Origin of the sequence: Thermococcus sp. P6 (genome assembly GCF_002214525.1) — an archaeon.
Classification (GTDB): Archaea; Methanobacteriota_B; Thermococci; order Thermococcales; family Thermococcaceae; genus Thermococcus.
In genome coordinates this window covers 47,459-73,170 of record NZ_CP015104.1, presented here as the reverse complement: position 1 = coordinate 73,170, position 25,712 = coordinate 47,459, and the positions used below count along the sequence as shown (strand labels likewise).

General features: G+C 55.2%; 22 protein-coding genes and 1 tRNA gene. 13 read left to right on the top strand and 10 right to left on the bottom strand.

Annotated features, from left to right (window positions below; translation table 11 throughout):
• Window positions 1-4: 4 nt before the first annotated feature.
• Window positions 5-1,027, top strand: coding sequence for a DUF3226 domain-containing protein (locus A3L12_RS00355; protein ID WP_088881763.1), 1,023 nt, complete (start codon window positions 5-7; stop codon window positions 1,025-1,027).
• Window positions 1,028-1,032: 5 nt separating this feature from the next.
• The gene (locus A3L12_RS00350) at window positions 1,033-1,725 is read left to right on the top strand and encodes an HAD family hydrolase (protein WP_088883177.1); all 693 of its coding nucleotides are present in this window, start codon (window positions 1,033-1,035) and stop codon (window positions 1,723-1,725) included.
• Here A3L12_RS00350 and A3L12_RS00345 read toward each other — a convergent pair.
• Window positions 1,722-5,126: a DNA polymerase domain-containing protein gene (locus A3L12_RS00345; protein WP_088881762.1), complete on the bottom strand. Its 3,405-nt coding sequence runs from the start codon at window positions 5,124-5,126 to the stop codon at window positions 1,722-1,724. The genes A3L12_RS00350 and A3L12_RS00345 overlap by 4 nt on opposite strands.
• 143 nt (window positions 5,127-5,269) lie before the next feature.
• Between A3L12_RS00345 and A3L12_RS00340 the strand changes: the two genes are divergently transcribed.
• Window positions 5,270-6,628 carry an RsmB/NOP family class I SAM-dependent RNA methyltransferase gene (locus A3L12_RS00340; RefSeq protein ID WP_088883176.1) on the top strand — a complete coding sequence of 453 codons (1,359 nt, stop codon included), beginning with the start codon at window positions 5,270-5,272 and terminating at the stop codon, window positions 6,626-6,628.
• A gap of 4 nt (window positions 6,629-6,632) precedes the next feature.
• On the opposite strand, the gene A3L12_RS00335 is transcribed toward A3L12_RS00340, so the two are convergent.
• Entirely contained in the window at window positions 6,633-7,250 is a 618-nt protein-coding gene (locus A3L12_RS00335; RefSeq protein WP_088881761.1) for a TIGR00296 family protein, read from the bottom strand.
• A 93-nt stretch (window positions 7,251-7,343) separates the two neighbouring features.
• Between A3L12_RS00335 and A3L12_RS00330 the strand changes: the two genes are divergently transcribed.
• The 7 genes from A3L12_RS00330 to A3L12_RS00300 all read left to right on the top strand — a co-directional run bounded on the left by A3L12_RS00330 (window position 7,344) and on the right by A3L12_RS00300 (window position 14,816).
• Window positions 7,344-7,646 carry an MTH1187 family thiamine-binding protein gene (locus A3L12_RS00330; RefSeq protein WP_088881760.1) on the top strand — a complete coding sequence of 101 codons (303 nt, stop codon included), beginning with the start codon at window positions 7,344-7,346 and terminating at the stop codon, window positions 7,644-7,646.
• Window positions 7,639-8,772, top strand: coding sequence for a DUF373 family protein (locus A3L12_RS00325; RefSeq protein ID WP_088881759.1), 1,134 nt, complete (start codon window positions 7,639-7,641; stop codon window positions 8,770-8,772). Before A3L12_RS00330 ends, A3L12_RS00325 begins: the two co-directional genes overlap by 8 nt.
• The gene (locus A3L12_RS00320) at window positions 8,750-9,811 is read left to right on the top strand and encodes a hypothetical protein (protein ID WP_088881758.1); all 1,062 of its coding nucleotides are present in this window, start codon (window positions 8,750-8,752) and stop codon (window positions 9,809-9,811) included. Before A3L12_RS00325 ends, A3L12_RS00320 begins: the two co-directional genes overlap by 23 nt.
• Before the next feature lie 40 nt (window positions 9,812-9,851).
• The gene (locus tag A3L12_RS00315) at window positions 9,852-10,697 is read left to right on the top strand and encodes a deoxyribonuclease IV (protein ID WP_088881757.1); all 846 of its coding nucleotides are present in this window, start codon (window positions 9,852-9,854) and stop codon (window positions 10,695-10,697) included.
• Window positions 10,698-10,764: 67 nt separating this feature from the next.
• A complete protein-coding gene (locus A3L12_RS00310; RefSeq protein ID WP_088881756.1) occupies window positions 10,765-12,396 on the top strand; it encodes an iron ABC transporter permease in 1,632 nt (543 codons plus the stop codon).
• Window positions 12,384-13,385, top strand: coding sequence for an ABC transporter ATP-binding protein (locus tag A3L12_RS00305; RefSeq protein WP_088881755.1), 1,002 nt, complete (start codon window positions 12,384-12,386; stop codon window positions 13,383-13,385). The genes A3L12_RS00310 and A3L12_RS00305 overlap by 13 nt, the downstream gene beginning before the upstream one ends.
• A 93-nt stretch (window positions 13,386-13,478) precedes the next feature.
• The gene (locus tag A3L12_RS00300; protein ID WP_088881754.1) at window positions 13,479-14,816 is read left to right on the top strand and encodes an NCS2 family permease; all 1,338 of its coding nucleotides are present in this window, start codon (window positions 13,479-13,481) and stop codon (window positions 14,814-14,816) included.
• Here A3L12_RS00300 and A3L12_RS00295 read toward each other — a convergent pair.
• A complete protein-coding gene (locus A3L12_RS00295; RefSeq protein ID WP_088881753.1) occupies window positions 14,813-15,259 on the bottom strand; it encodes a metal-dependent transcriptional regulator in 447 nt (148 codons plus the stop codon). The two genes, A3L12_RS00300 and A3L12_RS00295, sit on opposite strands and share 4 nt — an antisense overlap.
• Window positions 15,260-15,359: 100 nt before the next feature.
• On the opposite strand from A3L12_RS00295, the gene A3L12_RS00290 reads away from it, so the two are divergent.
• A tRNA-Lys gene (locus tag A3L12_RS00290) sits at window positions 15,360-15,437 on the top strand.
• Window positions 15,404-15,802, top strand: a complete 399-nt coding sequence (locus A3L12_RS00285) for a hypothetical protein (protein WP_198300049.1) — start codon at window positions 15,404-15,406, stop codon at window positions 15,800-15,802. Before A3L12_RS00290 ends, A3L12_RS00285 begins: the two co-directional genes overlap by 34 nt.
• 109 nt (window positions 15,803-15,911) lie before the next feature.
• Here the strand turns inward: A3L12_RS00285 and alaS are convergent, their stop codons facing one another.
• The 7 genes from alaS to A3L12_RS00250 form a co-directional block, all read right to left on the bottom strand.
• Complete coding sequence (alaS, locus tag A3L12_RS00280; protein WP_088881752.1) at window positions 15,912-18,635, bottom strand: alanine--tRNA ligase; 2,724 nt, start codon at window positions 18,633-18,635, stop codon at window positions 15,912-15,914.
• A 51-nt stretch (window positions 18,636-18,686) separates the two neighbouring features.
• Window positions 18,687-18,944 (bottom strand): hypothetical protein, encoded by a 258-nt coding sequence (locus A3L12_RS00275; protein ID WP_088881751.1) that lies wholly within the window; start codon window positions 18,942-18,944, stop codon window positions 18,687-18,689.
• 169 nt (window positions 18,945-19,113) lie between these two features.
• Window positions 19,114-20,427, bottom strand: coding sequence for a histidine--tRNA ligase (gene hisS, locus A3L12_RS00270; protein WP_088881750.1), 1,314 nt, complete (start codon window positions 20,425-20,427; stop codon window positions 19,114-19,116).
• Between the two features lie 54 nt (window positions 20,428-20,481).
• Window positions 20,482-21,096, bottom strand: coding sequence for a MarC family protein (locus A3L12_RS00265; protein ID WP_088881749.1), 615 nt, complete (start codon window positions 21,094-21,096; stop codon window positions 20,482-20,484).
• 30 nt (window positions 21,097-21,126) lie between these two features.
• On the bottom strand, window positions 21,127-22,257 hold the full coding sequence (locus A3L12_RS00260) for a cation:proton antiporter (protein WP_088881748.1): 1,131 nt from the start codon (window positions 22,255-22,257) through the stop codon (window positions 21,127-21,129).
• A 1-nt stretch (window position 22,258) separates the two neighbouring features.
• Window positions 22,259-23,401 carry a cation:proton antiporter gene (locus A3L12_RS00255; RefSeq protein ID WP_088881747.1) on the bottom strand — a complete coding sequence of 381 codons (1,143 nt, stop codon included), beginning with the start codon at window positions 23,399-23,401 and terminating at the stop codon, window positions 22,259-22,261.
• A gap of 24 nt (window positions 23,402-23,425) precedes the next feature.
• Entirely contained in the window at window positions 23,426-23,986 is a 561-nt protein-coding gene (locus tag A3L12_RS00250) for an HPP family protein (protein ID WP_088881746.1), read from the bottom strand.
• A 266-nt stretch (window positions 23,987-24,252) separates the two neighbouring features.
• On the opposite strand from A3L12_RS00250, the gene A3L12_RS00245 reads away from it, so the two are divergent.
• Complete coding sequence (locus A3L12_RS00245; RefSeq protein ID WP_088881745.1) at window positions 24,253-25,704, top strand: NAD(P)/FAD-dependent oxidoreductase; 1,452 nt, start codon at window positions 24,253-24,255, stop codon at window positions 25,702-25,704.
• Window positions 25,705-25,712 lie beyond the last annotated feature (8 nt).

The window sequence follows — 25,712 nt, the reverse complement described above, 5'->3', positions numbered from 1 at the left end:
TGGAATGAGAGTCGTAACCGGAAGCAGATTCGAGGCCTTCGTGGATGAAAACGCCCTGCTCTTTCCGGAGTACAGAAAAAACCGCGATGAACTTGTGGAATTCGTGGATTCTCTAACCGGGGAGGAAACGGTTGTTACCGCAAGCCTCGAGCTCGTGGACTTGATCTCTCGAAAGTTCAAACAAAGCGAGGAAAACGTTCTCGTCTATTCTGACACGGGGAAGAGCGTTACGCTGAAAGAGACCTACGAGCTGAGGAAATACCTCGACTTCGACGTCCGTGGTGGCTTTTCCGGTGAGGAAGGGGAAACCACCGTTCTGTTCGTGGAGGGCAAAACGGACGCCAAGTTCTTCAAGGCGGTCTTCAAGAAGCTCTTCGAGTTCAGGGAAAGCCGCGAAGTTCCCCTGAGCCTAAAGTTCATCGAGAGGGTCTTCGAGCGCGATAACTTCGACCTGCTGAGACGGGAGGATAGCTACCTCGCCGTGATCCCGAGCGAGGGTAATTCGGGAGTCGTTAGGAACCTCGGCAACTTCCTCAGGGCCATGGAAGCGTTCGATTTCCGGGTCGATAGGGTGGGGGTGGCCGTTGATACAGACGAGGACAGAAAGAGCGCCCTTTCCTCGATAACCGGAAGGCTCTCGGGTTTTGAACACAGAAAAACACCCCATGGCTATTCCGTGGGGGAAACCGAGGTCATACCGCTGATAATCGGTCTGCCCTTCGAGGACGAGGCGATCGAATGGAAGAAGCCTGCCATTGAGGATCTGATGCTCCACCTCGTCTCCAGAGAGGGCCTTCTGGACAGGATAAAACCCGGACTCAAGACATTGAACGAAAGCCTCGGAAGAAAGCTTGGACCCAAAGAGGTAATGTACCTCGTCCTATCGGCCTACGGGCACTGGGGGAATCTCGAGGGATTCTACGAACTCTTCGTAATGCGTTCCCGGTTCAGGAACCTGAAGGCCGTCCTCAGGGAAGCGGGCCTTATGGACGACCTGATCCGTCTGGCAGGCTGGAGGAGGAAGTGACGGTGATAAAGCTCGTCTCCTTCGACGTATGGAATACCCTGCTGGACATCAACGTCATGCTCAGGGCCCTGGGAGAGGAGCTAAGCGGACTGATGGGTCGGGACGTGGGGGAGGAGATCGCGCTCGCCCGGGCGAGGATAAAGGACATCAGGGCTTCCGGAAGGGGTGATCCCTCGAGGGCCCTCGAGGAGAGTCAGAGGATACTGGCGAACCTGCTTGGCACGGAAGTTGAGAGCGTCAGGAGGGCCGCCGCGAGGGCGGTGCTGAAAGCTGGCGGGGAGATGGTCCTCCCCGGAGCGAGGGAGACCCTCAAAGCGATCAGGGAGAGGGACCTGAGGATCGTGGTAACGGGAAACGTTATGTTCTGGCCGGGTTCCTACACGAGGCTCCTCCTTGAAAGGTTCGGGCTCATGAGGTACGTGGATGGAGCCTTCTTTGCCGACGAGGTGCTCGCCTACAAGCCGATGCCGGAGATGTTCAGGAAGCCACTGGATGCCTTCGGGGTGAAGCCCGGGGAGGCTGTACACGTCGGGGACACCTACGAGGAGGACTTCACGGGCGCTTTGAAAACGGGTATGTGGGCGGTCTGGATAAACCCCCGTGCGAAAAAGGTTAGGAGAATCCACGAGAGGGGCTTCGAGGTGCCCGAAGTGGGAAGCATCCTTGAGGTGCTCGAGGTTCTCGGGGAACGTGGTTAACCCTTCTTTCCCCTTTTGAGCCACGCCCCCAGCCCGACCTGTCTCGTCTTCTGATACCTCAGATCCTCCTTCCTGTAGCCGAAGGCTCTGAGGATCCTTTCAACGGCCGGCAGAACCTGATTTTCAATGTAGTAATCCGCGTCGTATTTGTGTTTTACCGGATCGAACTCCTCGAAGGGGATCGCCCTGTCCCCTATCCTTCCCGAACCCCTGAGGACGATGTAGCTTATGACCGTCCCGGGACGTATCTTCACGCCCCTCTCGGCCAGGCGTTTGGCTATGGCCACGTGGGGTCCCGTTGCCTTATAATCCTTCAGTTCCCTCGTTATTTGCTCGTGGATTACCAGTTTCTCGGGTGGAATTTCGTACTTACTGAGTTTTTCCGTGACCTCCCTGACGATCCTTACAGCCTCTTCAACGTCCCCGTGCTTCAGTATGGCCTCCAGAACTTTGGCCTGAGTTTCCTTCGCTATCTCGCTCCAGTCGCGCCTCACAACCTCGAGGCCCCTCGTGGTTATGTGCCCCTCCTCGTCAATGAGGGCGTACTTCTTTTTGGTGACGAAGAAGCCCCTCATGTAGAAGCCCTCGTACTCGAGCTCGAGCATTCCGGGGAGCTTTTTGTTTATGTGCTTCAGGAATTCCAGGGCCCTCTTCTTTATGACCTCCGGTTTTTCACCGGGTATCGTTGCAAAAAAGCCATCCGTATCCGCGTAGAGCACTTTGAACCCGAATCCCTCCGCCTCTTTAATCGTGGTCTCTATGTAGTGCCTTCCCCACGCCGTGACGCTCTCGGCGCACTCCTTTGAATACCAGCGCGCCTTTGGATAGCCCATGTAGCCGTAATAGCTGTTCGCCAGAATCTTCAGTGCCCTCTGCCTGTAGTCGAGCATCTTCCTCTCCACGGGGTCGATCGTGGCCTTCATCTTCCTCTTAACCCTCTGTCGGGTCTCTATGAGCTCCTCCAGTATGCTCGGGATGAAGCCCTTGAAGTCCCCGCAGAAGCGATAGCCAACGACCGGGGCCACGTGATAGTTCTTGCACTCCCTTTCGAGCGTATCGGGGGAAACGTTGTGCGTGACGATTATGGAGGGGTAAAGGGAGTTGTGAGTCAGTACTCCGTTGGCAAAGTAGTAAGGACTGCCTTCAAGAGTCAGGTCGTAAACCTTGCCCTCATAGTACTCCTTCTCCACAGCGAAGTCGCTGAGCCTGTAGAAAGAGTTGTTTTCGAGCCCCTTCATTTCCCTGTTCTGAATGGCCTCCCGGAGCATCTCTTTCTTGCGGGAGCTGATAAATCCGGCGAAAATCTGGAAGAGAATCAGGCCATCCCTGCCCGTTATCTCAAGTATGTGCCTTGTGAGGCGCTTTCCATTCTCCGTGTACTGATACTCGTAAGTACTGTAGGGAATTCCGAGCTTATCCAGAAGTTTTGAAATCAACTCGAGTTTCCATCTGTTGTCTCCCCCTTGGCTAATGACGACACTTCTGCGAACACGGTTAACAGTTCCATCGCCTTCTGAGAAGCCCCTGATGATTGAAGGTGCATGCAGATTCTCAATGTTGTTCATCAGTTTTTCAATTTCAAGGTAAACCCTCTTCTTTGCAACCCGGATCGCTATCCCGTTTGTTTTTCCCTTCCTTACGACCGAGGGGGTAACCCCAAAGAGCTTCTCAAAAATGTAGGTAATCCTATCAAGGAACTCCTTTTCATGGGCTCCAATCGTTATTTCAACCCGATACTGGTGGGACACACGTCTTTTGGCACGCGACGAGTCAAAGTACTCAACATCTTTTCTGAGTAGCGTTCCCTCCGCAAGCAGTATGCCCACGAGTTCCCCCTTCAGGATCTCCTCTTCATCCACGCTGGCGGACTCAAGGTCGCCCACCCTTTGGAAGAGGGGAGTCATGATTATCCGTCCCTTAACTCTGTGGGTCAAAAAGGAGCTGGCGAGGCTGTCCCTTATCCTTGTCTGTCTCTCGTTTTTAGTAACAACAGGTATCCTGTGGTTTGGAGTGCACCTGAGCCCGTTGATTTTTATTAACTCTCCCCTGTAATCGTACTCCCACACTTTTTTAACACGCTGCCACCCGTTGATTCCAAGGACATAGTCCCCCTCCCTGACCTCACTTATGTTAACGGGTCCACGGCCTTTTACAATAACTTTTGTATCGGCCGGATGACATCTAAAATCTAAATAAGCTATGCCCTCCCAGAGTCCCTTCTCGGGTTCTTTGACGTAGCCGCCGAGATAGGTGCTCCTCAACCGTTTTTTGTATTCCTCAGCGTCCGGCTTGTTCGGTGCGAGCTCGTTCCTCTCGTAAGCCTCCCTCAGGAGGTACCACTCCACGAGGTTGCCCGTGCTCGACCTCGACACGTCCCAAACGCTCTGCCCTACGAGCTTCGCCAGTTCCACCTCCATCGGGAAGAACTCCCTTCCGAGCTCGTATGTGGTCTTTGCGTCCTCCATGGAGTACCGGGCGACCCTCTCGAGCCCCTCCCCGGTTTCCCACGCCGTCGCTATCTCCTCCGCATAGACCTTCTCCTTAGGCTTTCCAAAGATGGCCTCGTAGACGGCCTCGAGCGTGTATGTTGGCAGGTTCAGGGTGCGCCTTATGACCGGGTAGAGGTCGAAGTGTATCCTGCCCTTGACCTTGACGGCGAAGCGATCGCCCATCCTCTGAATTTTTGGTTCGCTACTGTCCCTTCCGAGGATGAACTTCAACCCGAGCTTCTCGGCGCGTTTTTTTATGTAGGCGAAGTCGAAGTTGTCGCCGTTGTAGGTCACGAGAACGTCCGGATCCTTCTCCTTAACCAGCCGAAGGAAGCGTTTGATCATCTCCTTTTCGGTGGAGACGACCTCAACGTAGGGGAGATCGATCTTCTTCCACGTAATCACCCTCGCGCCGCTCTCATCGGCGTAGCTTATCATCAAAATCTCGCCTTCTCCGAATTCATCTCCCTCATGGTAGAGCGTCTCTATGTCGAAGGCCATCATTCTGAGCTCTTCGTTCCCTTCCATGGGCACGAGGCCCTTGTCTATGAGGTAGCGCTTTGCGAAGGGTATGTCGTACTCGTATATCTCCCTAACGGCGGGATGGTTCCTTATGATGTCTCTAATTGCCGGAACGTCCTGCGGATGCTCAAAAACAAGCTTCCACACCTCTATCGGTCTGCCCAGAAACTTACGCCGGACCTTCTCGACGCGCTTTATCCCCACCATCTTTCCGTGCCTCTCGGCGGTTATGCTTTTAACCTCATCCACAGCAGAATCATCCTCTACAAGGGCGTATATGTAGGGTTCAAAGTCCCTGTCGTAGTCTATCCTGAACTCCCCGTTCTCCTTCCTGAATATTCTTATGACGGGCTTCCCATCTTCGGTAACGTAATCAACGTCGAGGATCATGCAACCACCTAAGGATTATCGAGCTTGGTATTAATAAACTTCGCCGCTTAAGTCCTTCACCATCCCGGGGAGATCCGTCAGTGCGTATAACGAGGCCTCTGGCGGAACGTCACATTTTTAAACCTCCTCCCGGAGCCAACCCCATGGAGCTGTTTTACAGGGTGCGCTTTCAGGAAGTGGTCGCCGATGCGTTGAGTTTAGTCGAGGAGCGTGAACTCTCATCAAAGCACGCCCTTGAGAGGGTTTTCAGGCGGGTAACGGGAAGGGATAGTGAGAAGGCCCGGGGACTGGCCCACGCGTACGTTTTCGAGATAGAGAAATGGAGGGCCAGGATAGATTTCATAATAAACTCCGTTTTGAAGGGCTCACGTCTCGAAGATCTGGATCCCTATCTGGCCAACCTCCTGAGAATAGGCACCTTCGAGATCCATTTCAGAAAGGTTCCCCCCGCCGTAGCCACGGATTCGATAATAAGGGTCGTTAAGGAGCGCTTCGATCTCGCTACCTCAAGGTTCGTCAACGCGCTCATGCACTCGATAGAGAAGTTCGATGTCGATGAAGCGCTCAGAAGGCTCAGGGAAAGGGACAGGATTGAGTGGCTGAGCGTCCGCTTCTCCCATCCGAGGTGGTACGTCGAGTACACCGTGGCCCTTCTGGGCTACGACGAGGCGGTGAGGCTTTTCCTGAGCAACAACAGGCCCCAGAGGTACTACGTCAGGGCGAACACCCTCAAGACCGACGTGGATTCTCTGAGGGACTACCTCGAGGAGAGGGGCGTTAGAACGGCCCTGACCCCTGTTCCGGACGTTCTGAAGATCCTCGAATACAGAAAGCCAGTAACGAAGCTCGAATGGTACAGGGAAGGAAAGTTCGTAATTCAGGATCTGGCGAGTGCCTACGTTGCCCACGTCCTGAAACCGGAACCCGGTGAGAGGGTTCTTGATCTGGCGGCGGCCCCCGGGAGCAAGACGTTCCATGCGGCGGCCCTGATGGAGAACAGGGGCGAGATAACGGCGGTTGATTACTCCTACGACAGGCTTATGAGGATGAGGGAGAAGATGAGGCTACTCGGTGTGAAAAACGTCAAACTCGTCCACGCGGACGGCCAGAGCTTCAAAGGAAGGGAGAAGTTCGACAGGGTAATCCTCGACGCCCCCTGCTCGAGCTCCGGAACCTACAGGCAGTTTCCCGAGGTGAAATGGCGCTTCGATGGGGAGAAGATACGGAGAATCATAAACGTGCAGCGCAACATGCTCCGCAACGCGTACGAAAACCTGAGGGAAGGGGGGGAGATGACCTACTCGACCTGCTCGATAAGGATCGACGAGGACGAGGAGAACGTCCTCTTTGGCGTTAAAAAACTTGGATTGGAGCTCGTCCCTTACGGCTTCGAATGGGGCGACAGGGGGTTCCTCGAGATCGGTGAGAGGGTTTTCAGGACGTGGCCCCACAGACACGACTGCAACGGCTTCTTCATATCAAAATTGATGAGGACCGATTGATCCTTCATTTAAGGGGTTTCCTCCTCACCTGTCCCCCCGGCTTCTCCTCCTCAAAGACCTCTGCGGTAAAGCGGTAGACCCTTGTATCCTCGTCGAGCCAGCAGTCCGGTGGAAGGCCGGCTTTCCAGCACGTTTGACTTAGAAATTCCTCCTCGTCCCAGCCCCACTCTACAGGCACCTGGGGGAGGAGCAGGCCCGAGTAGATGCCCTTCTCCACTATCAGACCGTCCCTGCCGACCTTCACCTTGAGCGGCCTCTCCACCGGCGGACCCTCGATTAGCTCTGGCGGGGTTAGAACGCTCACCTCAACCACCAGATCGTCGAGCTCGTCCTCCCTCACCGGCGGAAAGCGAGGATCCTCCGAAGCGGAGTAGATCGCTGCCTTTATCGTGGCCTCGGCCAGCGGGTAGATCGGTAACGGAAAGCCTATGCATCCCCTGAGTGCCCTCTCGGGGGGTAAGCCGTGCCTGTTAAGGGTTACGAAGACCCCCATCTTCTCCATCAGCTCCCGGGGGGTATCTTCGGGTGGTTTTATGACCCTCCCGTTCCTCACGTACTCCTCCACGGCCCTTCTCGCGAGCCTGACGAGGAACTCCCCCCACTCATCCCTTATCCTGTACATCGTCCTCACCGTGGGGCACTACACGTCGATGGTTATTTACCTTTCCCATAAAGCTTAAAAAATTGCCGAAGGAAGATAAGGCAGGTGCCGAACATGGTCATCGTGGAGTTCGTGATAGTTCCCCTCGGGGAGAAGAGCCTGAGCGGGTACGTTGCCGAAGTAGTAAAGCTTTTAGAGAGAAAGGGTGTTAAATACCAACTGACCCCAATGGCAACTATAATCGAAGTCCCAACGGTCAGGGAAGCCTTCGAGATCGTGGAGGAGGCCCACGAGCTGATGTTCAGGCTCGGCGTGGAAAGGGTCTCAACAACCGTCAGGATAGACGACAGGCGTGATGTGGAGAGAAAAATGGAAGATAAGGTAAAATCGGTCATGAAAAAGGTAAGAGGTGGTTAACATCAGGGCCCTGATTCTTGCCATAGACAGGGACGACGACTTTGGGGAAAAGGCCGGTGTCGGTGGCCCGGTGATAGGAAGGGAAGCCTGCATCGATGCCGCCCTGAAGCTCAGTCTGGCCGATCCAGAGGACAGCGATGCCAACGTAGTTTACGCGGCTGTGAAGCTCTACGACGAGCTTAAGGAGAGCGGTGAGTTTGAGGAGGTTGAAGTTGCCCTCATAACCGGGCACCCGAAGGTTGGGGTTAAAAGCGACCTTGAACTGGCGAGGCAGCTGGGGGAGGTCCTGAAGGTCTTTCCGGCGGACGGGGTCATAACCGTCACCGATGGGGCCGAGGACGAGCAGATCCTTCCCATAATCACCTCGAAGGTGCCCGTGATAAGCTCCCACCGCATCGTCGTCAAACAGAGCGAGAGCATAGAAACGACCTACTACATACTCTACCGATACATGCGGGAGATTCTAAGCGATCCGGAGGTTGCAAAGGTGGTCCTTGGTATTCCGGGTATGATACTGCTTCTCTACGGGATAGCGAGGCTCATAGGCGTCTGGTATCCCAACAGCGTTAAGATGGTATCGGCCACTATAACCGGAACGATACTCCTGCTCGTGGGCGGGTACTTCTTCACCAAAGGCTTCAACTTCAACGTAAGGGAAACCCTCTCAAAGCAGTTCCTGTTCGTGATTTCGGTTGTAACCGGGATCCTGATAATCGCCGGTGGCGCCATAAACGCCTACTTTAGGCTTGAGGAGTACGCGAAGGCCATAATAGGTGGGTGGCCCGGAACACCCCTTCTGGCAACCCTGATCTACATAAACGCCATTGGTACCTCCCTCGTCCTTGGAATCTCCGTTATGATAGCCGGGAGGGTCGTGCAGGCCTACCTGAGAAAGGATCACCACATCTGGTATCACATTTCAGGCCTTCTCATGATGCCTTCCATCTGGGTAACGATAGACCTGACCACGAGGTACGCGATGGCCATACTCACCCTGTCCGACATAGACGTCTTTGCAAAACTCCTTGTTGCGGTCCTTGACATTGCCCTCGCGGTTATGATCGGGGCTTACGTGAGAGGAAAAGTCAGGGGATGGAGGAGAGTTGAAGCTGGAGCGAGCGCTTGAGGAATACGGGAAGAGAAAGAGAAGGGCCGAAAAAGAGGTCGAGGAGATAAGGAAGGCCTACAACCGACGCCTCGAGAAGAAGGTGGGAAAACTCCTGAGAATGATAGACGAACTGGAGAGGAGAGAAGTTCCGAAAAACGTCGCCGGGAACATCAGAAGAATAGTCACCTCCGAAAAGCGGAACTACGTTAGAGCCCTTAGGAACGGGCTGACGGGGATAAACGACATAGAGGACCTCGGAAAACGTCTGCCGAACCTTGCGAAGCTCCACGTGGGTCATGGAAGGTATCTTCTGGAGATCTTTGAGAAGGAGGTCTACGGGATAAACCGTCTTCTCAGAGAGCTGAACGAGGATTACGCGGAATATCTCGGCGAAATCGCCAAAAAGAACCTGCCGGACCTCAGGCTGGAGGAAATCATTACCGAAGAAAAGGAAACCAGAGAACGTATTTCAGAGCTTGAGAGGGAAACTCTGGCCCTCAAAGGGGAACTGGAAAACAGGAAGAAGGAACTGGAGGACTTTTATCGCCTGCAGGGACTGGAGGAGCTTGAAAGGGAAATGGAGGACCTATCATCGTCCATCAGAAGTGCCGAGATAGACCTCCGCTCGAGGGCCTCGAAGCTTCAGAAACCCCTCAGGAGAATGCGCTTGAAAGATGAAATAGCCAGCCGGTTCGTGGAGGACAGCGGGGTGGCCCTTGAAAGGCCCGACGAATTCGTCTCCCTGCTCCAGAGGGTCTATCCCGAACTGGAGGCAAAGTACAGAAAGAGGGCTAGGTGGTTGATGGAAAACCTCAAAGAGAAATCCGGGGAGATCAAAAGGAAGAAGGAGAGGCTCCACGAACTGGAAGAGAAACGCAGGGAAATCCTTTCCGGGGGAGAAGAGCGGGAAAGGGGGATCTGGGAGCTTCAGCACCTCCTGGAGGAGAAGGCGGTCGAGTTGAGGAAACTGAAGAACCGGCTGGAGCACCTCGAGGAGGAACTACGGGAAAGCCTCTCAAAACTCGAAAGTATCCTCGGGCAGGATATCGAACGATAGGTTTATGAGTTAGGTTTTCCTAATTTCTGCGGTGGTGACCGTGTTCAGAATGGAGAGACTCCGATTCGGTACGGCCGGGATACCCCTGTCAACCCCGAAACGCTCGACGATAAACGGTATAATTCAGGTTCGAAACCTCGGTTTGGATGCTATGGAGCTTGAGTTCGTCAGAGGGGTTAACCTGAAGCCGGAACTTGCGAAGAAAGTAAAGTACGTTGCCAGAAAGCATGATGTTGTGCTCACGGCACACGCTCCGTATTACATCAACCTCAACGCAAAGGAGAAGGCCAAGGTGGAGGCGAGCAAGAGGAGAATAATCGAGAGCGCGGAGAGGCTGCATCAGGCGGGTGGCTGGAGCGTCGTCTTTCACGCGGGTTATTACCTCAAACAGAACCCCGAGAGGGTTTACGAGAGGATAAAGGCGGAGCTGAAAGATGTCGTAAAGACCCTTCAGGAGGGGGGCGTTGAGGTCTGGGTAAGGCCGGAGATAACGGGCAAGCCAACCCAGTTCGGTAGCCTGAAGGAACTCGTTAAACTGAGCGAGGAGCTCGAGATGGTTCTGCCGACCATAGACTTCGCCCACTGCCACGCCAGAAACGGGGGGAAGTTCAACACCGCAGAGGAGTGGCGAGAGGTGTTGAGCTTTATGGAGGACCGCCTCGGCAGGGATGCACTCGACAACATGCACATCCACATAAGCGGCATAAACTACACCTCAAAGGGTGAGAGGAACCACCTGAACCTTCAGGAGAGCGATATGAACTGGGAGGACCTAATGAGGGTTCTCAAGGAGTTCAGGGTGAAGGGGGTTGTGATAAGCGAGAGCCCGAACATCGAGGGAGACGCCCTCCTGATGAAGAGGAAATACGAGGAGATAAAGGTCTGATCCATTTTCTCCCGGGCGCTTCATCGACCTCAATCAAAATTTTATAAGGTGAAGGTTCCAGAAGAGGATGATGTCGAGGCTTTCGAAGATCTTCCTGCTGGTTCCCATAACGTTCCTGCTGGTCTTCTTCTACCTTCCCTTAGCCAGCATACTGAAAACGGGCCTCTGGGATGGTGGTTTTACCCTTCGTTACCTCCTCTCGGTTCTTTCGAACGAATACCACCGGAGGGTCATCCTCTTCACGATAAGCCAGGCCATCGGTTCAACGCTCCTGACCCTTTTACTGGGCCTTCCCGGGGCCTATATCTTCGCGAAGTACGACTTTCCGGGAAAGGGGCTCGTAAAGGCCATTCTGACGGTTCCCTTCGTCATGCCGAGCGTTATGGTGGCCCTGGGGTTCATACTCCTCTTCGGGAAGAGCGGAATACTGACGGACATCATAGGGCGGGACCTGGGGATAGTCTACTCGTGGAAGGGCATACTCCTCGCCCACGCCTTCTACAACTTCCCCGTGGTGGTGCGCATGGTCTCCTCCCTGTGGCAGAGGGTGAACCCGCACTACGAGGAGGCCGCCATGTCGCTGGGGGCGAGGGGGTGGAGGCTGTTCTGGAGGGTTACCCTGCCGCTGATCTCGCCGGCCATCTTTGCCTCGGCGATGCTCACCTTCGTCTTCTGCTTCCTTAGCTTCTCGATTCCCCTCATAATCGGGGGTTACCACTACGCCACGATGGAGGTGGACATATTCACCTCGATAATGGTCCTGCTCGACTTCAGAACCGGCGCCGCCGTGGCCATAATCCAGATAACCCTGAGTATGGGCTTCATGTACCTCTACCTCAGGGCCCTCGACGCCTACGCCCGGCGCGAGGAGCAGAGGGTTTTTAGAAAGCCGATTCCCTTCACGAGACGTGACTGGCTGAGCATTAAAGGCCTCCTTGTGGGCCTTTATTCCCTGATCGTCTTCATCTTCATAGTATCGCCCCTGCTGGCGGTTCTCTACGATTCCCTGCGCTTCAACGACTCATGGAGCCTTGAGAACTACAGGAGGATGCTCTCCCCGGAGTACAACCCGATGTTCGGGACCACAACGCTCGACGTCGTGAGGAACTCCCTCACCTTTGGTGCGGCGACGGTTTTTCTCTCGATTCTCGTGGCACTTCCCGTATCATACGCTCTCCACCGCTGGAACTTCAGGGGAAAGAGGCTTTTCGACGTTCTGATAATGCTCCCGCTGGGCAGCTCGGCCGTAACCCTCGGCCTCGGCTACATACGGCTCTTTCACGCCACGCCCCTCTACTTCACGCCGTGGATAATAATCGCGGCCCACACGGTTATAGCCTATCCCTTCGTCCTGAGGGCGGTCTCAACGTCCCTGAAGAAGATAAAGCCGAACCTCCGGGAGGCGGCCCTAAGTCTTGGGGCAAAGGAATGGACGGCCTTTCTCAGGGTGGAGCTCCCGCTGGCCCTCGGAGGGGTCATCGTGGGGGCGATATTCGCCTTCGCAATGAGCATAGCCGAGCTCGGTGCCACCTACATGCTCGCCAAGCCAGAGTACACGACCATGACCGTGGCGATATACAAGTTCCTCGGATCGAGACAGTTCGGTCCGGCCTCGGCACTGGCGGTTCTCCTCATGGTTGTCTCGACCTTCGCATTCCTGATAATCGAAAGGGTCGGTGAAGAGGCATGGTTCGGGTAGAGCTGAGGGGTATCGTGAAGGAGTGGGAGAGTTTCAGGCTTGAGATCGATCTAAGCGTGAAGGACGGCGAGCTTCTCACCCTTCTCGGCCCGAGCGGTTGCGGGAAAACGACAACCCTCAGGATAATAGCCGGGTTCGAGAGGCCCGATAGGGGGGAGGTGCTCTTCGACGGGCGGCCCGTTAACGATCTACCGCCTTACAGACGGGGAACTGGGATAGTCTTTCAGGATTACGCCCTGTTTCCACACATGACGGTTTTCAAGAACGTGGCCTTCGGTCTCGAGATGAAGGGACTCCCGGGGGGCGAAATCAGAAAGAGGGTTAAGCGGGCCCTCGAGCTCGTCGGACTGGAAGGCCTCGAAAACCGCTATCCAGAACAGCTCTCGGGGGGCCAGCAACAGCGCGTGGCTCTGGCGAGGGCGCTGGTGATAGAGCCCGAGGTTCTCCTCCTCGACGAGCCGCTGAGCAACCTCGATGCGAAGATAAGGGAACGCCTGAGGGGAGAGATAAGGATGATCCAGCGCGAGCTCGGAATCACGGTAATCTACGTGACCCACGACCAGGAGGAGGCCATGGCGGTAAGCGACAGGATAGCCGTTATGAACGTCGGAAGGGTTGAGGATGTTGGTAAACCTCTGGAGCTCTATTACCACCCGCGGACCGAGTTCGTGGCCCGGTTTCTGGGCCTGAGCAACATACTCGACCTTGAGGCGAAAGGGGGGATGGCCTGCGCCGGAAAGCTGTGCTTCAAGGTGGGGAAAAACGGTCCGGTTAGGATATTCTTCCGGCCTGAGAGCGTCTACTTAAAACCCGGCGATGGCGCGGAGGTTCTGGACCACGAGCTTCTGCCCGGCAGGGTAAGGTTAAAGCTCGGAGTGGGCGACGAGGTTATCATCGCGGAGCGCTTTTTGAGTGAGCTTCCCTTCGACGTTGAGGCCCTTCCTGATAGGGTCGGGGTTGAGGTGAGGCACTTCTCGGTTCTCGAGTGATACCTCCTCTCAATTTTTGACATTTTTATGTTATAAAAACCTTTAAAAAAACCAGTTTTTAGCAGAGAGCAGTTAATCAATGGGGTGGTGCTCATGGGGTGGTTTGAGGACTACTTCGAGTTTGAGAAGTACAACACGGACATGAGAACCGAAGTGCTCGCCGGAATAACGACCTTCATGACGATGGCATACATCCTCTTCGTTAACCCGGCCATACTCAGCGATGCCATGGGTAAGGAGGCCTTCAACTCACTCGTAGCCGTCACGGCCCTCGCCTCGGGCTTTGCAACGATCCTAATGGCCCTATACGCTAAAAAACCCTTCGCCCTTGCCCCGGGAATGGGGTTGAACGCCTACTTCGCCTACAACGTGGTCCTGCATATGGGCTACGACTGGCGCGTCGCCCTCGCCGCGGTTTTCGTTGAGGGTCTGATCTTCATAGTTCTCAGCGTTACAAAGGTCAGAAGTGCCGTGATCCACGCCATTCCGATAAGCCAGAAGTACGCCGTCGGTGCCGGAATAGGTCTCTTCCTGACCCTCATAGGCCTGAACGACGTCGGCCTTTTAACCGCCTCCGTAACCGAGGCCGGGGTGCTTAACTCCACGGGGCTTAACGACGCTGCCCTGCTCAGGGGGGAGACCCTTCTCTTCTTCTTCGGCCTGTTCCTTGCGGCCCTTCTGATTTCCCTCCGCATCAGGGGGGCACTGCTCATATCGATCCTGACGACAAGTGTCCTCGGCTGGATAACGGGTTTCGCCCCGTGGCCTGACCACGTATTCTCGACCCCGGAACTCAGCTACACCTTCATGAAGATGGACCTTAAGGGACTCCTCAACGTCGGGGCCATAGGGGTTATCTTCGCCTTCTTCATGGTGGACTTCTTCGACACGCTGGGAACGGTAACGGGGCTGAGCGCCAAGGCGGGCTTTCTGACGAAGGACGGGAAGGTGCCCGATGCCGAAAAGGTTCTCCTCACCGATGCCGTGGGAACAACGGTTGGAGCCATCCTCGGAACATCTACGGTTACGACCTACATCGAGAGTGCCGCTGGAATAGAAGAGGGCGGAAGAACCGGGATGACGTCCCTCGTTACAGGCCTGCTCTTCCTCGGCATAGGACTGTTCATAGCACCTCTGGCGCAGGCCATACCCGCCTTCGCAACGGCCCCGGCCCTCGTCATAGTGGGTTACTTCATGATAAGCGCCGTCAAGGAGATCGACTTCTCAGACCACACCGAGGCCATTCCGGCGTTCCTCGTGCTCGTTACTATACCCTACACCTACTCGATAGCCCACGGCATCGGCGTCGGGTTCATCAGCTACACCCTGCTGAAACTCTTCAGCGGACGGGCAAGGGAGCTCCATCCGCTCATGTACGTTCTGGCGGCGGTGTTCGCGATTTACTTCGCCTACCTCGGAGGGCTCTTTTAACCGCGTTCCTCCCTTTGAACTTCCTCCCCTTTTCTATTACTAACGAACCTCTCAAGGACGTCGGGACACTCCTCCCTGATGAACCTTGCGAAGTCCCTTATCCTTTCGACCGTTATCTCGCTAACGTAGTGCTCGAACTGGCAGGCGTCCTTCTCGGCCGTCTCCCGTGGGACGCCGAGAATATCGGCGAAGAAGCTCGTAAGGAGGAGGTGCTTTGAGTATATCTCACTGCCCACGCGCTTGCCCTCTTCCGTGAGAAGTATCCTGTCGTACTTCTCGTAATCCACGAGTCCCCTCTCACTGAGCCGTCTAAGAGCATCTACGACACTCGGGGGCTTTACATTCAGCATTCTGGAGATGTCCTTGATCCTTATAACGCCCTTGTTCCTGTACAGGATGTACATCGCCTCAATGTACTCCTCTTCCCTCTTGCTCAGGTTCAAAGTCATCACCCTGTTAGGTTACCCAAAAATATTTAAGTAGTTTTTGCATCGAGGAAGGGCAAAGCTTATAAGAGCGTTCCTGCATTTTTCCCCGGGGTGTGGGCCGGTAGCTCAGCCTGGTTAGAGCGCGGGGCTTTTAACCCCGTGGCCGCGGGTTCGAATCCCGTCCGGCCCGCCAGAAAAAAACCCTTCTTCGAACCTTTTTCAGAAGTCTGGAAGACAGCGTTAAACGCGGTCAAGTACGCCCTGGCGGGCTACGTCGGACCCTACATATACTTCACGCACCCTGAGATGTTCCTGATAACCGTGCACCCATGGACGATGAGCACCGCCCTTAAGGTACTCTACGAGCTGGCGGCGACGCTCCTCGTGATGTACATACTCGCAATAGCTCTAACGGGATGGTTCAAGAAGAACCTGAGGAAGGAGGTCCGGGCGGTTCTGGCCGTAGTGGGCCTGATATCGGCCACACTCCACCCGGTACCCATAGCATTTGGAGCTGCGATCGTGGTTGCGCTCAGGGTCTTTGGGGATAAGCTCTGAGTTTCCCTTTCCCGTTTTTCTTTAAAATCCCAGAGATCCCGCTGAAAATTGCTGGAAGACCTCAGGAACCTTAACCCCTGAAAAGGATAAAATCCGGGAATTAAAGAAATTAAAGGGTCTTTTTAATCTCTTCGAGGGCTTCCCCGATCTTCAAAACGTTTTTTACCCTGCCCTGCGCGAGCTCCTTCCTTCCGCCGCCACCTCCGCCGGCGACTTTCGTTATGATCCTCGCCAGATCCCCTGCCTTCAGCTCAAGGGAGTTACCCACGGCAACCACGAAGTGTCCCTCCCTGCTGAAGAGGACGACAACGCGGTCGTCCTTCCTGAGCCTCTCCGCGATCTCCCTGAGGTGTCCCACAGAGCCCTCAACCGTAGCCCCTATGAATTCCCTTCCGTTGATTCTCTCCGTCCTCTCCTCAAGCTCGTGAACAAGGAGTCTGGCAATCTCCTTCTTGAGCCTTTCGACCTCTTTTCTGGCCTGCTTCCACTCGTTGAAGAATCTCTCGGCCGTTTCCGGGACCTTTTCCGGTGGAACGCGGAAGATTTCAGCCGTCTTCCTGAGTATCTCCTCCGTCTCCTGCATCCACTTTACGGCCGCATCACCGGCGGCGAAGATTATCCTCTCCACCCCATCCTGTATGCGTTCCGTTCTGAGGATCTTTATCGGACCTATGAGGCCGGTGTTCGGCAGGTGAGTCCCACCGCAGGCCTGAACGTCCCAATCCTCGATTTTAAGGACGCGGATGATCCTTCCCGGGACGACCCCTCCCTGATAGAGTCTGAAGCCGTATTTCTGCTCCGCCTCGGTCCTCGGAAGCCATTCCCAGCGTACCGGTCTGTTCTCCATAACCACGCGGTTGGCCAGACGCTCGATCTCCCTGAGCTCCTCATCGCTTATGCGCTTGTAGTGGGCTATGTCAAGCCGGGCCCAGTCCTTTGAGAGCTGCGAGCCGGCCTGCCAGACGTGCTTTCCAAGGACCCTGACGAGGGCACCCATGAGAACGTGAGTCCCCGTGTGGTGGCGCATGTGCCCTATCCTCCGCTCCCAGTCGATCCTTCCGTGGATCTTCTGGCCCTCTGAAAAGGCTTCAGGCTTCTCGACCCTGTGGAGGATCACCTTCCCGACCTTCTGGACGTCGAGCACCTTTACCCCGTTCAGCTCACCGAGATCGCAGGGCTGACCGCCCCCTTCGGGATAGAAGGCCGTCCCGTCGAGAACGACCCAGTCGTCTATGACCTTCAGCACGGTGCCATCGAACTCCTTCATGAAGGGATCCTCGTAGTAGAGCGTCCTCGTGTCGGGGAGGTCCTTGACGAGCTCGAAGTCGACGGCATACTCTTTGGCCTCCTTCCGGGTCTTCTCCGCTCCCTTCGCAACGAGGGTGTAGAAGTTGTCCGGGATTTCTACCTCTATCCCTTCCTCCCGGGCCACCTCTGCTACTATCTCGGGCGTCAGTCCGTGGCTCTCGTAGAAAAGTATGAGGTCCTCGAGGGGTATCTTCTTTTCTCCGGCCTTCTTCAGGCGGGAGATTTCTCTTCTCACGAGATCGCTTCCCCGTTTCAGGGTCTCAGCGTAGCGCTTTTCTTCGACGTTGACCATGTCGAGGATTGTTTCCTCCATCTCCCTGAACTCGGGGAAAGTTGGCGAGAGGGCCTTTATGTGCATCGCCACTATCTCGGACAGCGGGAGCTCCAGACCGAGTTCCCGGAGGTGTCTTATGCTCTTCCTTATGAGGAGCCTCGCGAGGTAACCCGCCTTGACGTTGGAGGGCACAACCCCATCGGCCAGCATGAAGGTCAGAGCCTTTGTGTGGTCCGCTATGGCGTAGATCAGTTCGTAGGGCCTGACAGCCTTTTCAAGCTCCTCAACGCTTACGCCGACGCGTTCGGCCACCTTACGACGAAGAACCTTCAGATCGCCCATGTCCTCGATGTCGAACATCCCGGCGAGTCTGGAGTTCTCCATCAGTATTCTCTCGTCTATCCTCTCGATCCCGGCCATCCTCTTCAGAGGTTCGACGACGTAACCGAGAACCGCATCATAAGCAGTAGGAGTCCCCTGGCTCATCCAGACGAGCCTCTCGAGACCGTATCCCGTGTCAACGACCTTCGTCTCCATGGGAACGTATTTCTCCCCCTTGATCTCCACGACCTCTCCGGCCGACGCGTTCTCGGGGGCCTTCTTATACTGCATGAAGACGAGGGTTGCCACCTCCAGACCCCTGTACAGAACTTCAAAGGCCGGCCCCGCGTTTCCACCACCGGACCAGGGGTTCTCCTTGAAGGTTATGTCCTCAGCCTTCATGCCCAGCTTTTTGGTGAAAAACTCGAAGGCGAGCTCAACCGTCTCGTCCATCCAGTAAACGGGCCTTCCGGGGTAGTTGAAGGCATGGTGGGCCATCATCTCGAATATCGTGAAGTGCCTGCCCGTTATCCCCACGTTGTCTATGTCAGTGAACCTTATCGAGGGCTGGCTTATCGTGAGGGGATTCGCCGGAGGATCGGCTTCACCGCTTATAACCCACGGCTGGAAGTCCATTATGCTTGCTCCAACGAGAAGAACGTCGTCCCTCCACCTCGGCAGCACCGGGAAACGCTTCACCCGTCCGTGGCCGTGCTCCTCAAAGAACCCGAGGAAAGTTTCCCGCATCTCCTCGAGGGTGTACTTCTTCGGTATTCCCGGCTTTCCTATGAAGGAGTACTCGTCACACGGCGGGTCCCCGCAGGTTTCCCTGTCCGGATCGAGCGTCCAGAAGAACTTTCCGCAGACCTTACATCTCTTCCTTACCCATCCCTCTTCCCTGAACATTCTGGTGGTCATGTCCATCGCCATAAGCCTCACCTTCTTACCGACCCATTAAGGGGTGCTCTAAAAAGACTTTCGCTACTCATCGTCGTCGTTGAGCAGGATTATAGGAAACTTTATCTCCTTCAAAAGCTCAACCATCCTGTTGTAGGTCCTCCTCTGGACCTCGAGCCTGTGCCTTAAGTTGGCGTTCTCTATGGCGAGGCGGTTCGCTTCGTCCACCTTCAGCCTGAGCTGCATCTTGACCTCGGTCAGCTGATCCTCAAGCTCCCGAAGGGAGCGCTCGAGCCTCTCTATTTCCTCTAGGTACTTCCTACAGACCCTTTCCCTTATCATACCGGTCAGCCCCGCGAAACCTCCTCATCCATCAGGGGGCTCCAGACTCATCATCCCGGAGTCTTTGTATCCCATGGTTAATAACGTTATCCATTAAACATACCTGAAGTGGCGCTGCTTCGTGAGAAGGATCGAGGCGTGGAGAATGAAAAGGAAGGCGAGGGGGTGATCAACCCCTCAGGAGTTCCCTGACGAACGATACAACGGCTCCAACCTCCACGTCCTTCTGCTCGCCCGTTTCCATGTCCCTCACAACGACCCTTCCCGAAGTCAGGTCCCGCCTTCCTATCAGGATCACGTAGGGGACGCCAAGCCTTCCGGCGTGTTCAAGGGCCTTCCGCAGCTTCCTGCCCTTAAGCTCGTAGTCGGCCCTTACATCCGCCCTCCTGAGGGACGAAACCAGACCCACGGTGGTCCTCTTCACCTCCGGGTCATCCCCTATCGGGATGAGGTAAACGTCCGGTCTGAGCTTTGGCTCCGGGAGGAGGCCCTTCCACTCGAGGATCGGGATAAGCCTTTCGATCCCTATTGCAAAACCCGTGGCGGGCGTGGGTTTACCCCCGAAAACGCTTATGAGGTTGTCGTACCTCCCGCCGCCCCCAACGGAGCCTATGCCGAGATCGTTTGGAACCATCGCTTCAAAAACCACGCTCGTGTAGTAATCAAAGCCCCTCGCGATGCCGAGATCCACGAGTACGTGATCCTTAACACCGTAGGCATCGAGCAGGTCCACCAGTTCGTAGAGCCTTTTGATCTCCTCCTCAGCCCCTCTGCCCGTGAAGAGCTCCTCCGCCTTTGGAAGAGCCTCATCGGGCTTCCCCCTGATCCCAATCAGAGAGAGAACCTTATCGATCCCCTCACGGGTTAGCCCGAAGTCCCTCAGGGCTGAGATGAAATCCTCCCTGCTGAGCTTGTCCTTCTTGTCTATGAGCCTCATCAGGCCGACGTCGTCTTTAACGCCGAGCATCCTCGCGAACTCATCCAGCAGAACCCTGTCGCCGATGTTGACGGTGAAGTCCCTGAGGCCGGTGTTCAGGTAACTCTCAACGAAGAGCGCTATAACCTCGGCATCCGCCTCAACCCTATCGCTCCCAAGGAGTTCCACCCCGGCCTGCCAGAACTCCCTGTAACGCCCGCTCTGAGGTTCCTCGTAGCGGAACATGTTGGCTATGTAATACCACTTCACGGGTTTTGGAGCGTTCTGGAAGGAGTTCACGTAGAGCCTTGCAACGCTCGAGGTCATGTCCGGTCGCAGGGAGACTTTCCTACCACCCTTGTCCTCGAAGGCGTAGAGCTGTTCCACCACCTCCTCACCGCTCCTCAGCTGGAACAGGGTGGTGTACTCAAACGTCGGTGTGAGGACCTCGTGAAAGTTATAGCGTTCGAACACCTCACGTATCCTCTCGAACACCCATCTCCTCGCAGCCATCTCTTCCGGCAGGAGGTCCCTTGTACCCTTAATCCTTTCGAGCTTAACCGCCATCGACGATCCCCATCTTAGAAAAACCGGGGGGATTAAAAGTTTAACCCGGGTAACTCAGGCGGCCGAGATCATGAGAAGGTATATCCCCACCACTCCCTCCACCATCATCTGGGCACCTATGGCCATCGTGAACATACCGATTATCCTTACGAAGACCCCGAGGGTGGTCTTACTAACGTTTTTGATGACGTAAAGGGTTATGAACATAGTGAAGGCCGTGAGCAGTATGGCTATGAATATAGCTACGGTTGCGTGATAGAGGCCCTTCTCGGCCGTAAGGGTTATCGCCGTCGTTATCGCGGCCGGTCCGGCTATAAGAGGTGTCGCAACGGGAACGGCAGCAAGGGCGAGGATGTTCTTCTCCCTTTTCAGTGTCAGCATCCCCCCGCTCTCGAGGGCCTCGAGGCCTATCTTGAAGAGCACGAAGCCGCCGGCAACCCTCAGAGCGTTTATATCGATGTGGAAGATCTGCTGAAGGATTATCTGTCCCGTGACGGCGAAGGTGAGGAGCAGGAGAAAGCCTATCAGGTTCGCCCTTACGATGAGGGTCTTTATGTCCTCTATGTGGAAATCCTCTCTGAGGAGGCTAACGAGGAGTACCTTATCGCTCGGGTCTATCATGATGAGCATGAAGAGTGCGGAGCTTAGTATCGAAAGCAACTCGCCCATGTTCACCGCTTCGATGGGAGGTTTATAAACCTAAGGCCTATGGGAGTAGAGCCACTTGAGGAGAGGGGGCGTTATGATGGTTGTGGCGAAGACCATGAGAATGGCCACGGTGAGTGCATCACCACCTATGAGGCCACTCCCCATCGCCACGGCGAGCATGGCGAGCTCAACACCCATCCTTGGAATCATGCCGATGCCGATTCTCAGCGAGGAATCCCAGCTGAAGCCGGAAAGTCTGGCACCAAGACCACATCCGAGGACCTTGCTCAATATCGCTGCCACGGTGTAGATAACGGCAAAGAGGCCCGCGTGGAGTATGTAGCCCAGCTCAATCCTCATGCCCACCTCAACGAAGAAGAGGGGTATAAAGAGGGAGTATCCCAGAACGTTCATATGGTCCATTATACCCTTCTTTCTGCTGCTCTGACCGAGGGCCAGACCCACCAGATAGGCACCGAGGATCGAGGCGAGGTTAAGGTGCTCGGCGAGGTAGGCGAAGACTATCAGGAAGACGAGGGCAAAGGCCGTCTCTGACTCCGGAAGGTCGATGCGGGAGATCGCCCTGAAAGTCCGGTCGGCCAGTCCCGGTCCGAAGTAGAGAAAGAAGAACAGGAGGAGAGAGACGGAAACGATGACCTCCGCGAGGGTTGCGTAGTTTATCTCCCCGCCCCTTATTATCGAGAGGGCAACGGTCAGCACGAGGATTCCAAGGACGTCATCGACAACCGCAGCAGCTAAGATGGTCGTTCCTTCCTTCGTGTTGAGCTTCCTGAGTTCCATGAGGACCCTGACAGTTATGCTGACGCTCGTGGGAGTCATCATGGCCCCGTAGAGAACGGCCTCGTGGATGGGAACGAAGAAGTAGGCAACCGCGAACCCGAAGATAAAGGCCACCAGAACCCCGGTACCGGCAACCACAACGCTCTGCCTGCCAACGCGCCTGAACTCCTCCAGCTCGCTTTCAAGACCCGCTATGAAAAGCAGGAGGAGGACGCCGAGGTTGGAGAACTGTCCTATAACTGGATTGGTGTCAAAAAAGATCCCTATGAGCAGTCCCCCGAAGATCTGGCCCAGAACCACCGGCTGGCCCATTCTCTCGAACAGGTAACCCATCAGTTTTGCCGTTGCGAGCATCAGCGATATCAACAGCAGTATCTCCATGTCAATCCCTCGAGAACGCCCATTTAAGGAGGAAAGGCGTTATCAGGGTTGTGATCATCACCATGCTCACGGGTATGGAGAAGGTCCCCCTATCGAAGACGCCCTCGCTGAGGCCTATGTTGGCTATTATCAAAGCCACCTCCATCCTTGGGATCATGCCAACCCCTATCTGGATGGATTCGCCTGCTTTGAAGCCCGAAATCAGGCCCCCTATACCGCAGCCCACTATCTTACCGACTATGGCGATGATTGCATAGACGAGGGCGAAGGCCCCAACGTGCTCGAAGACCCATACGTTAGTTTCCACGCCTATGCTGACGATGAAAACAGGTATGAAGAGGGAATAGCCGATCGTCAGGGTTTTTCTTGTTATTTCCCTCGCTTCAGAGCTTCCCCCAACGAGGAGGCCGGCGAGGTAAGCCCCGGTTATCCCCGCCAGCTGGAACTGCTCGGCTATGTAGGCGAAGATCAGCATTATGGCTATGGCGGATGCCGTAAGGGTTTCCGGAACGTTTATCCTCTCGGAGATCTTGAGGGCCTCCTTAACCGCGGGGCTGCCAAGGATGATACCGAGGAGGAAGAACAGCCCGACCTCGCCGAGGATTATCAGTACGTCCATCGGATAAACGCTTCCCTTCGTGTTCATCGCGACGAGGACGGTCAGGATTATTATACCGAGAACGTCATCTACAACCGCGGCAGCTAAGATGGTCGTCCCGACCCTCGTCCCCAGCTTCTTCATCTCCATTAGGATGCTGGTCGTAAGGCCAACGCTCGTAGCCGTTAGAACTCCGCCAAGAAAGAGCGCCTGTATGTTCGAATAACCCCAGGCGAGGGCTCCGATGTAGCCCAGAATGAAGGGAGTCACCACACCGAGAACCGCGATCAGAAAAGCCGGAACTCCAACGCTCTTGAACTCCTCAATGTTGGTCTCCAGACCGGCAAGGAAAAGGAGCATGACAACGCCGAGTTCGGCGATGAGCTTCACGCTCTCGTCGTAGGCAACCAGGGAAAGAAGGGAAGGACCTATCAGGATGCCCCCAAGCAGCTGTCCTAAAGCCGCTGGAAAGCCGAAGCGAAGGGTGAGGTATCCGAAGAGCTTCGCAACTATGAGTATCAGTGCCAGTTCCAGGAAGACGTCCATGATTACCACCCCCTGAGTTCAGGATCAGGCAGAGACTATCCTGATGAGTCTTACGATGTCTTTAACCTCGAGCACACCGTGTACGCGGTTTTCATTATCGATGACCGGAAGGTGATGCTTTCCGGTTTCAAGCATTACCCTTATCGCCCGTCCGAGATCGTCGTCAACGTGGATGGTTACGGGTTTCCTTACCATAACATCCTTAACGAGCGAGCCATGGCTCACGGAGTACTTTTTAAGGAGCCCCAGACCAACTACGGAGTACCCCTTCGGGGGCTCAAAGAAGTGGAGGAGGTCCTTCATAGTTATGAATCCAAGGAGCCTTCCCTCATCGTCAACGACCACCGCCGAGGTCTCCTCTCCCCTGAGGCTCCGGATGAGTTTTGAAAGGGAATCCTCCGGATGGAGAAGCAGGATGTCCCTGTTCATGACGACTTTCACGGGAACTTTGGAGATGTAGCGAACGTTGTAACCGATCTCCTCCTTCCTCTTAAGGTGAAGAAGCCTCCTCTTGGTGTGGATGATCTTCAGCTTCGTTGATTTGGCGTTCTCTGACCTGGCTTTCTTGAAACCCTCTCCGGGCATGTTTACACCAGCGTCTACCTTGTCCCATCTCCCCTTAAAGGTTTCGGAAGTTTGCCGGCTTCACGTGTTTTACGGAAGGGGGATGATGTAGATGAAATCCAGATTCCGGTGGAGGGTTATCGAAAGTAAAAGCGCGATGAAGAGAAGGTCCAGCCTCCCTTTAATTACCATTTTAATGTTAAATTTTTGAGATTTTTTCACCGTTATTAACCACAAACCTGCCAAAAAATTTTTAAGGGAACGCACGGAATCCCACCAAGGGAAACATGGTTTCCGGAAAAACATACGATGCTGTTATAATAGGTGCCGGCCCGGCAGGACTGTTTGCGGCCTACGAGCTGGCCGAAAGGAGCGATTTTAGGGTTCTGATAATCGACGAGGGAGGGGACATCGACCAGAGGACGTGCCCGATGTACGAGCTCGGGTACTGCATAGGCTGTCAGCCCTGCCATGTGATGAGCGGCGTCGGTGGTGCGGGTGGCCTGAGCGACGGCACGATAAACCTGAGACCCGACATAGGCGGTGATCTGAGGGAGCTCACGGGCGATGAGAACTACGCGTGGCAGCTCGTCTGGGAAGTCGATCAGATCTTCCTCAAACATAAGGGCCCGAAGGACCTGTTCAGGGGCGACCCCGAGCAGGTGAGGTACTGGGAACAGAGATCGGCGCAGGCAGGGGTGAAGTTCATACCGATAATCCAGAGGCACATAGGCTCGGACAGAACGCCCGAGGTAATAGCAGACATAAAAAGGCACCTCGAGGGCAAAGGCGTGGAGTTCATGCTCTGGACAAAGGCACTGAACGTAGGAAAGGGCTACGTGAGGGTGAAACGGGGAAAGGACACCTTTGAGATAAAGGGGAGGTACGTGATAGTGGCCCCCGGCAGGGGAGGGGCGGACTGGTTTCAGGAAGTCGCCGAAAGGATCGGCATCAGGGCGAGGCACGGGCCGATAGACGTGGGCGTCAGGGTAGAGGTGCCGGCCATAGTCATGGAGCCCATAACGAGCATAAACCACGACCCCAAGTTCCACATTTACACCGAAACCTACGACGACTTCGTGAGGACCTTCTGCACCAATCCAAACGGTTTCGTCGTTGAAGAACGCTACGACGGTTACGTTGGGGTGAACGGCCACTCCATGCACGGGAAGAAGAGCAACAACACCAACTTCGCCTTTCTCAGCAGAATCGAACTCACGGAGCCGGTTGAGGACACCACCGCCTACGGGAAGAGCATAGCCCGGCTTGCAACGACAATAGGCGGAGGGAAACCGATACTCCAGAGGCTCGGCGATCTGAGGCGCGGAAGGAGGAGCACGTGGGGAAGGATAAGGCGGAGTGATGTGGAGCCAACCCTGAAGCACGTTACCCCGGGGGACGTAGCCATGGCCCTGCCGCATCGAGTCGTTACCAACATCCTCGAAGGACTGGAAAAGCTCGACAGGGTTCTTCCGGGGGTGGCCAGCGATCACACTCTGCTCTACGCCCCGGAGATAAAATACTACGCCATGAAAGTTGAGGTCGATGAGAACCTCGAGACGAGCATCGAGGGAATATTCGTTGCCGGAGACGGTGTGGGCCTTAGCAGGGACATCGTTAACGCCGCCGCCACAGGGATTCTGGCGGCGAGGGGGATACTCAAAAAGGAAGGTCTCTACACGGAAAAAGACTTCAGGAAACCCGGCAACTGGAAGGCAAAGATCGAAAGTGATGGTTGAGGGCAAAA

Excerpts from the sequence above, each read along its gene's own strand:
- A3L12_RS00355 (WP_088881763.1), top strand. The coding sequence starts at position 5 with ATGAGAGTCGTAACCGGAAGCAGATTCGAGGCCTTCGTGGATGAAAAC.
- A3L12_RS00345 (WP_088881762.1), bottom strand. The coding sequence starts at position 5,126 with ATGATCCTCGACGTTGATTACGTTACCGAAGATGGGAAGCCCGTCATA.
- A3L12_RS00340 (WP_088883176.1), top strand. The coding sequence starts at position 5,270 with ATGGAGCTGTTTTACAGGGTGCGCTTTCAGGAAGTGGTCGCCGATGCG.
- A3L12_RS00335 (WP_088881761.1), bottom strand. The coding sequence starts at position 7,250 with ATGTACAGGATAAGGGATGAGTGGGGGGAGTTCCTCGTCAGGCTCGCG.
- A3L12_RS00330 (WP_088881760.1), top strand. The coding sequence starts at position 7,344 with ATGGTCATCGTGGAGTTCGTGATAGTTCCCCTCGGGGAGAAGAGCCTG.
- A3L12_RS00310 (WP_088881756.1), top strand. The coding sequence starts at position 10,765 with ATGATGTCGAGGCTTTCGAAGATCTTCCTGCTGGTTCCCATAACGTTC.
- A3L12_RS00305 (WP_088881755.1), top strand. The coding sequence starts at position 12,384 with ATGGTTCGGGTAGAGCTGAGGGGTATCGTGAAGGAGTGGGAGAGTTTC.
- A3L12_RS00300 (WP_088881754.1), top strand. The coding sequence starts at position 13,479 with ATGGGGTGGTTTGAGGACTACTTCGAGTTTGAGAAGTACAACACGGAC.
- alaS (WP_088881752.1), bottom strand. The coding sequence starts at position 18,635 with ATGGCGATGGACATGACCACCAGAATGTTCAGGGAAGAGGGATGGGTA.
- A3L12_RS00275 (WP_088881751.1), bottom strand. The coding sequence starts at position 18,944 with ATGATAAGGGAAAGGGTCTGTAGGAAGTACCTAGAGGAAATAGAGAGG.
- hisS (WP_088881750.1), bottom strand. The coding sequence starts at position 20,427 with ATGGCGGTTAAGCTCGAAAGGATTAAGGGTACAAGGGACCTCCTGCCG.
- A3L12_RS00265 (WP_088881749.1), bottom strand. The coding sequence starts at position 21,096 with ATGGGCGAGTTGCTTTCGATACTAAGCTCCGCACTCTTCATGCTCATC.
- A3L12_RS00260 (WP_088881748.1), bottom strand. The coding sequence starts at position 22,257 with ATGGAGATACTGCTGTTGATATCGCTGATGCTCGCAACGGCAAAACTG.
- A3L12_RS00255 (WP_088881747.1), bottom strand. The coding sequence starts at position 23,401 with ATGGACGTCTTCCTGGAACTGGCACTGATACTCATAGTTGCGAAGCTC.
- A3L12_RS00250 (WP_088881746.1), bottom strand. The coding sequence starts at position 23,986 with ATGCCCGGAGAGGGTTTCAAGAAAGCCAGGTCAGAGAACGCCAAATCA.
- A3L12_RS00245 (WP_088881745.1), top strand. The coding sequence starts at position 24,253 with ATGGTTTCCGGAAAAACATACGATGCTGTTATAATAGGTGCCGGCCCG.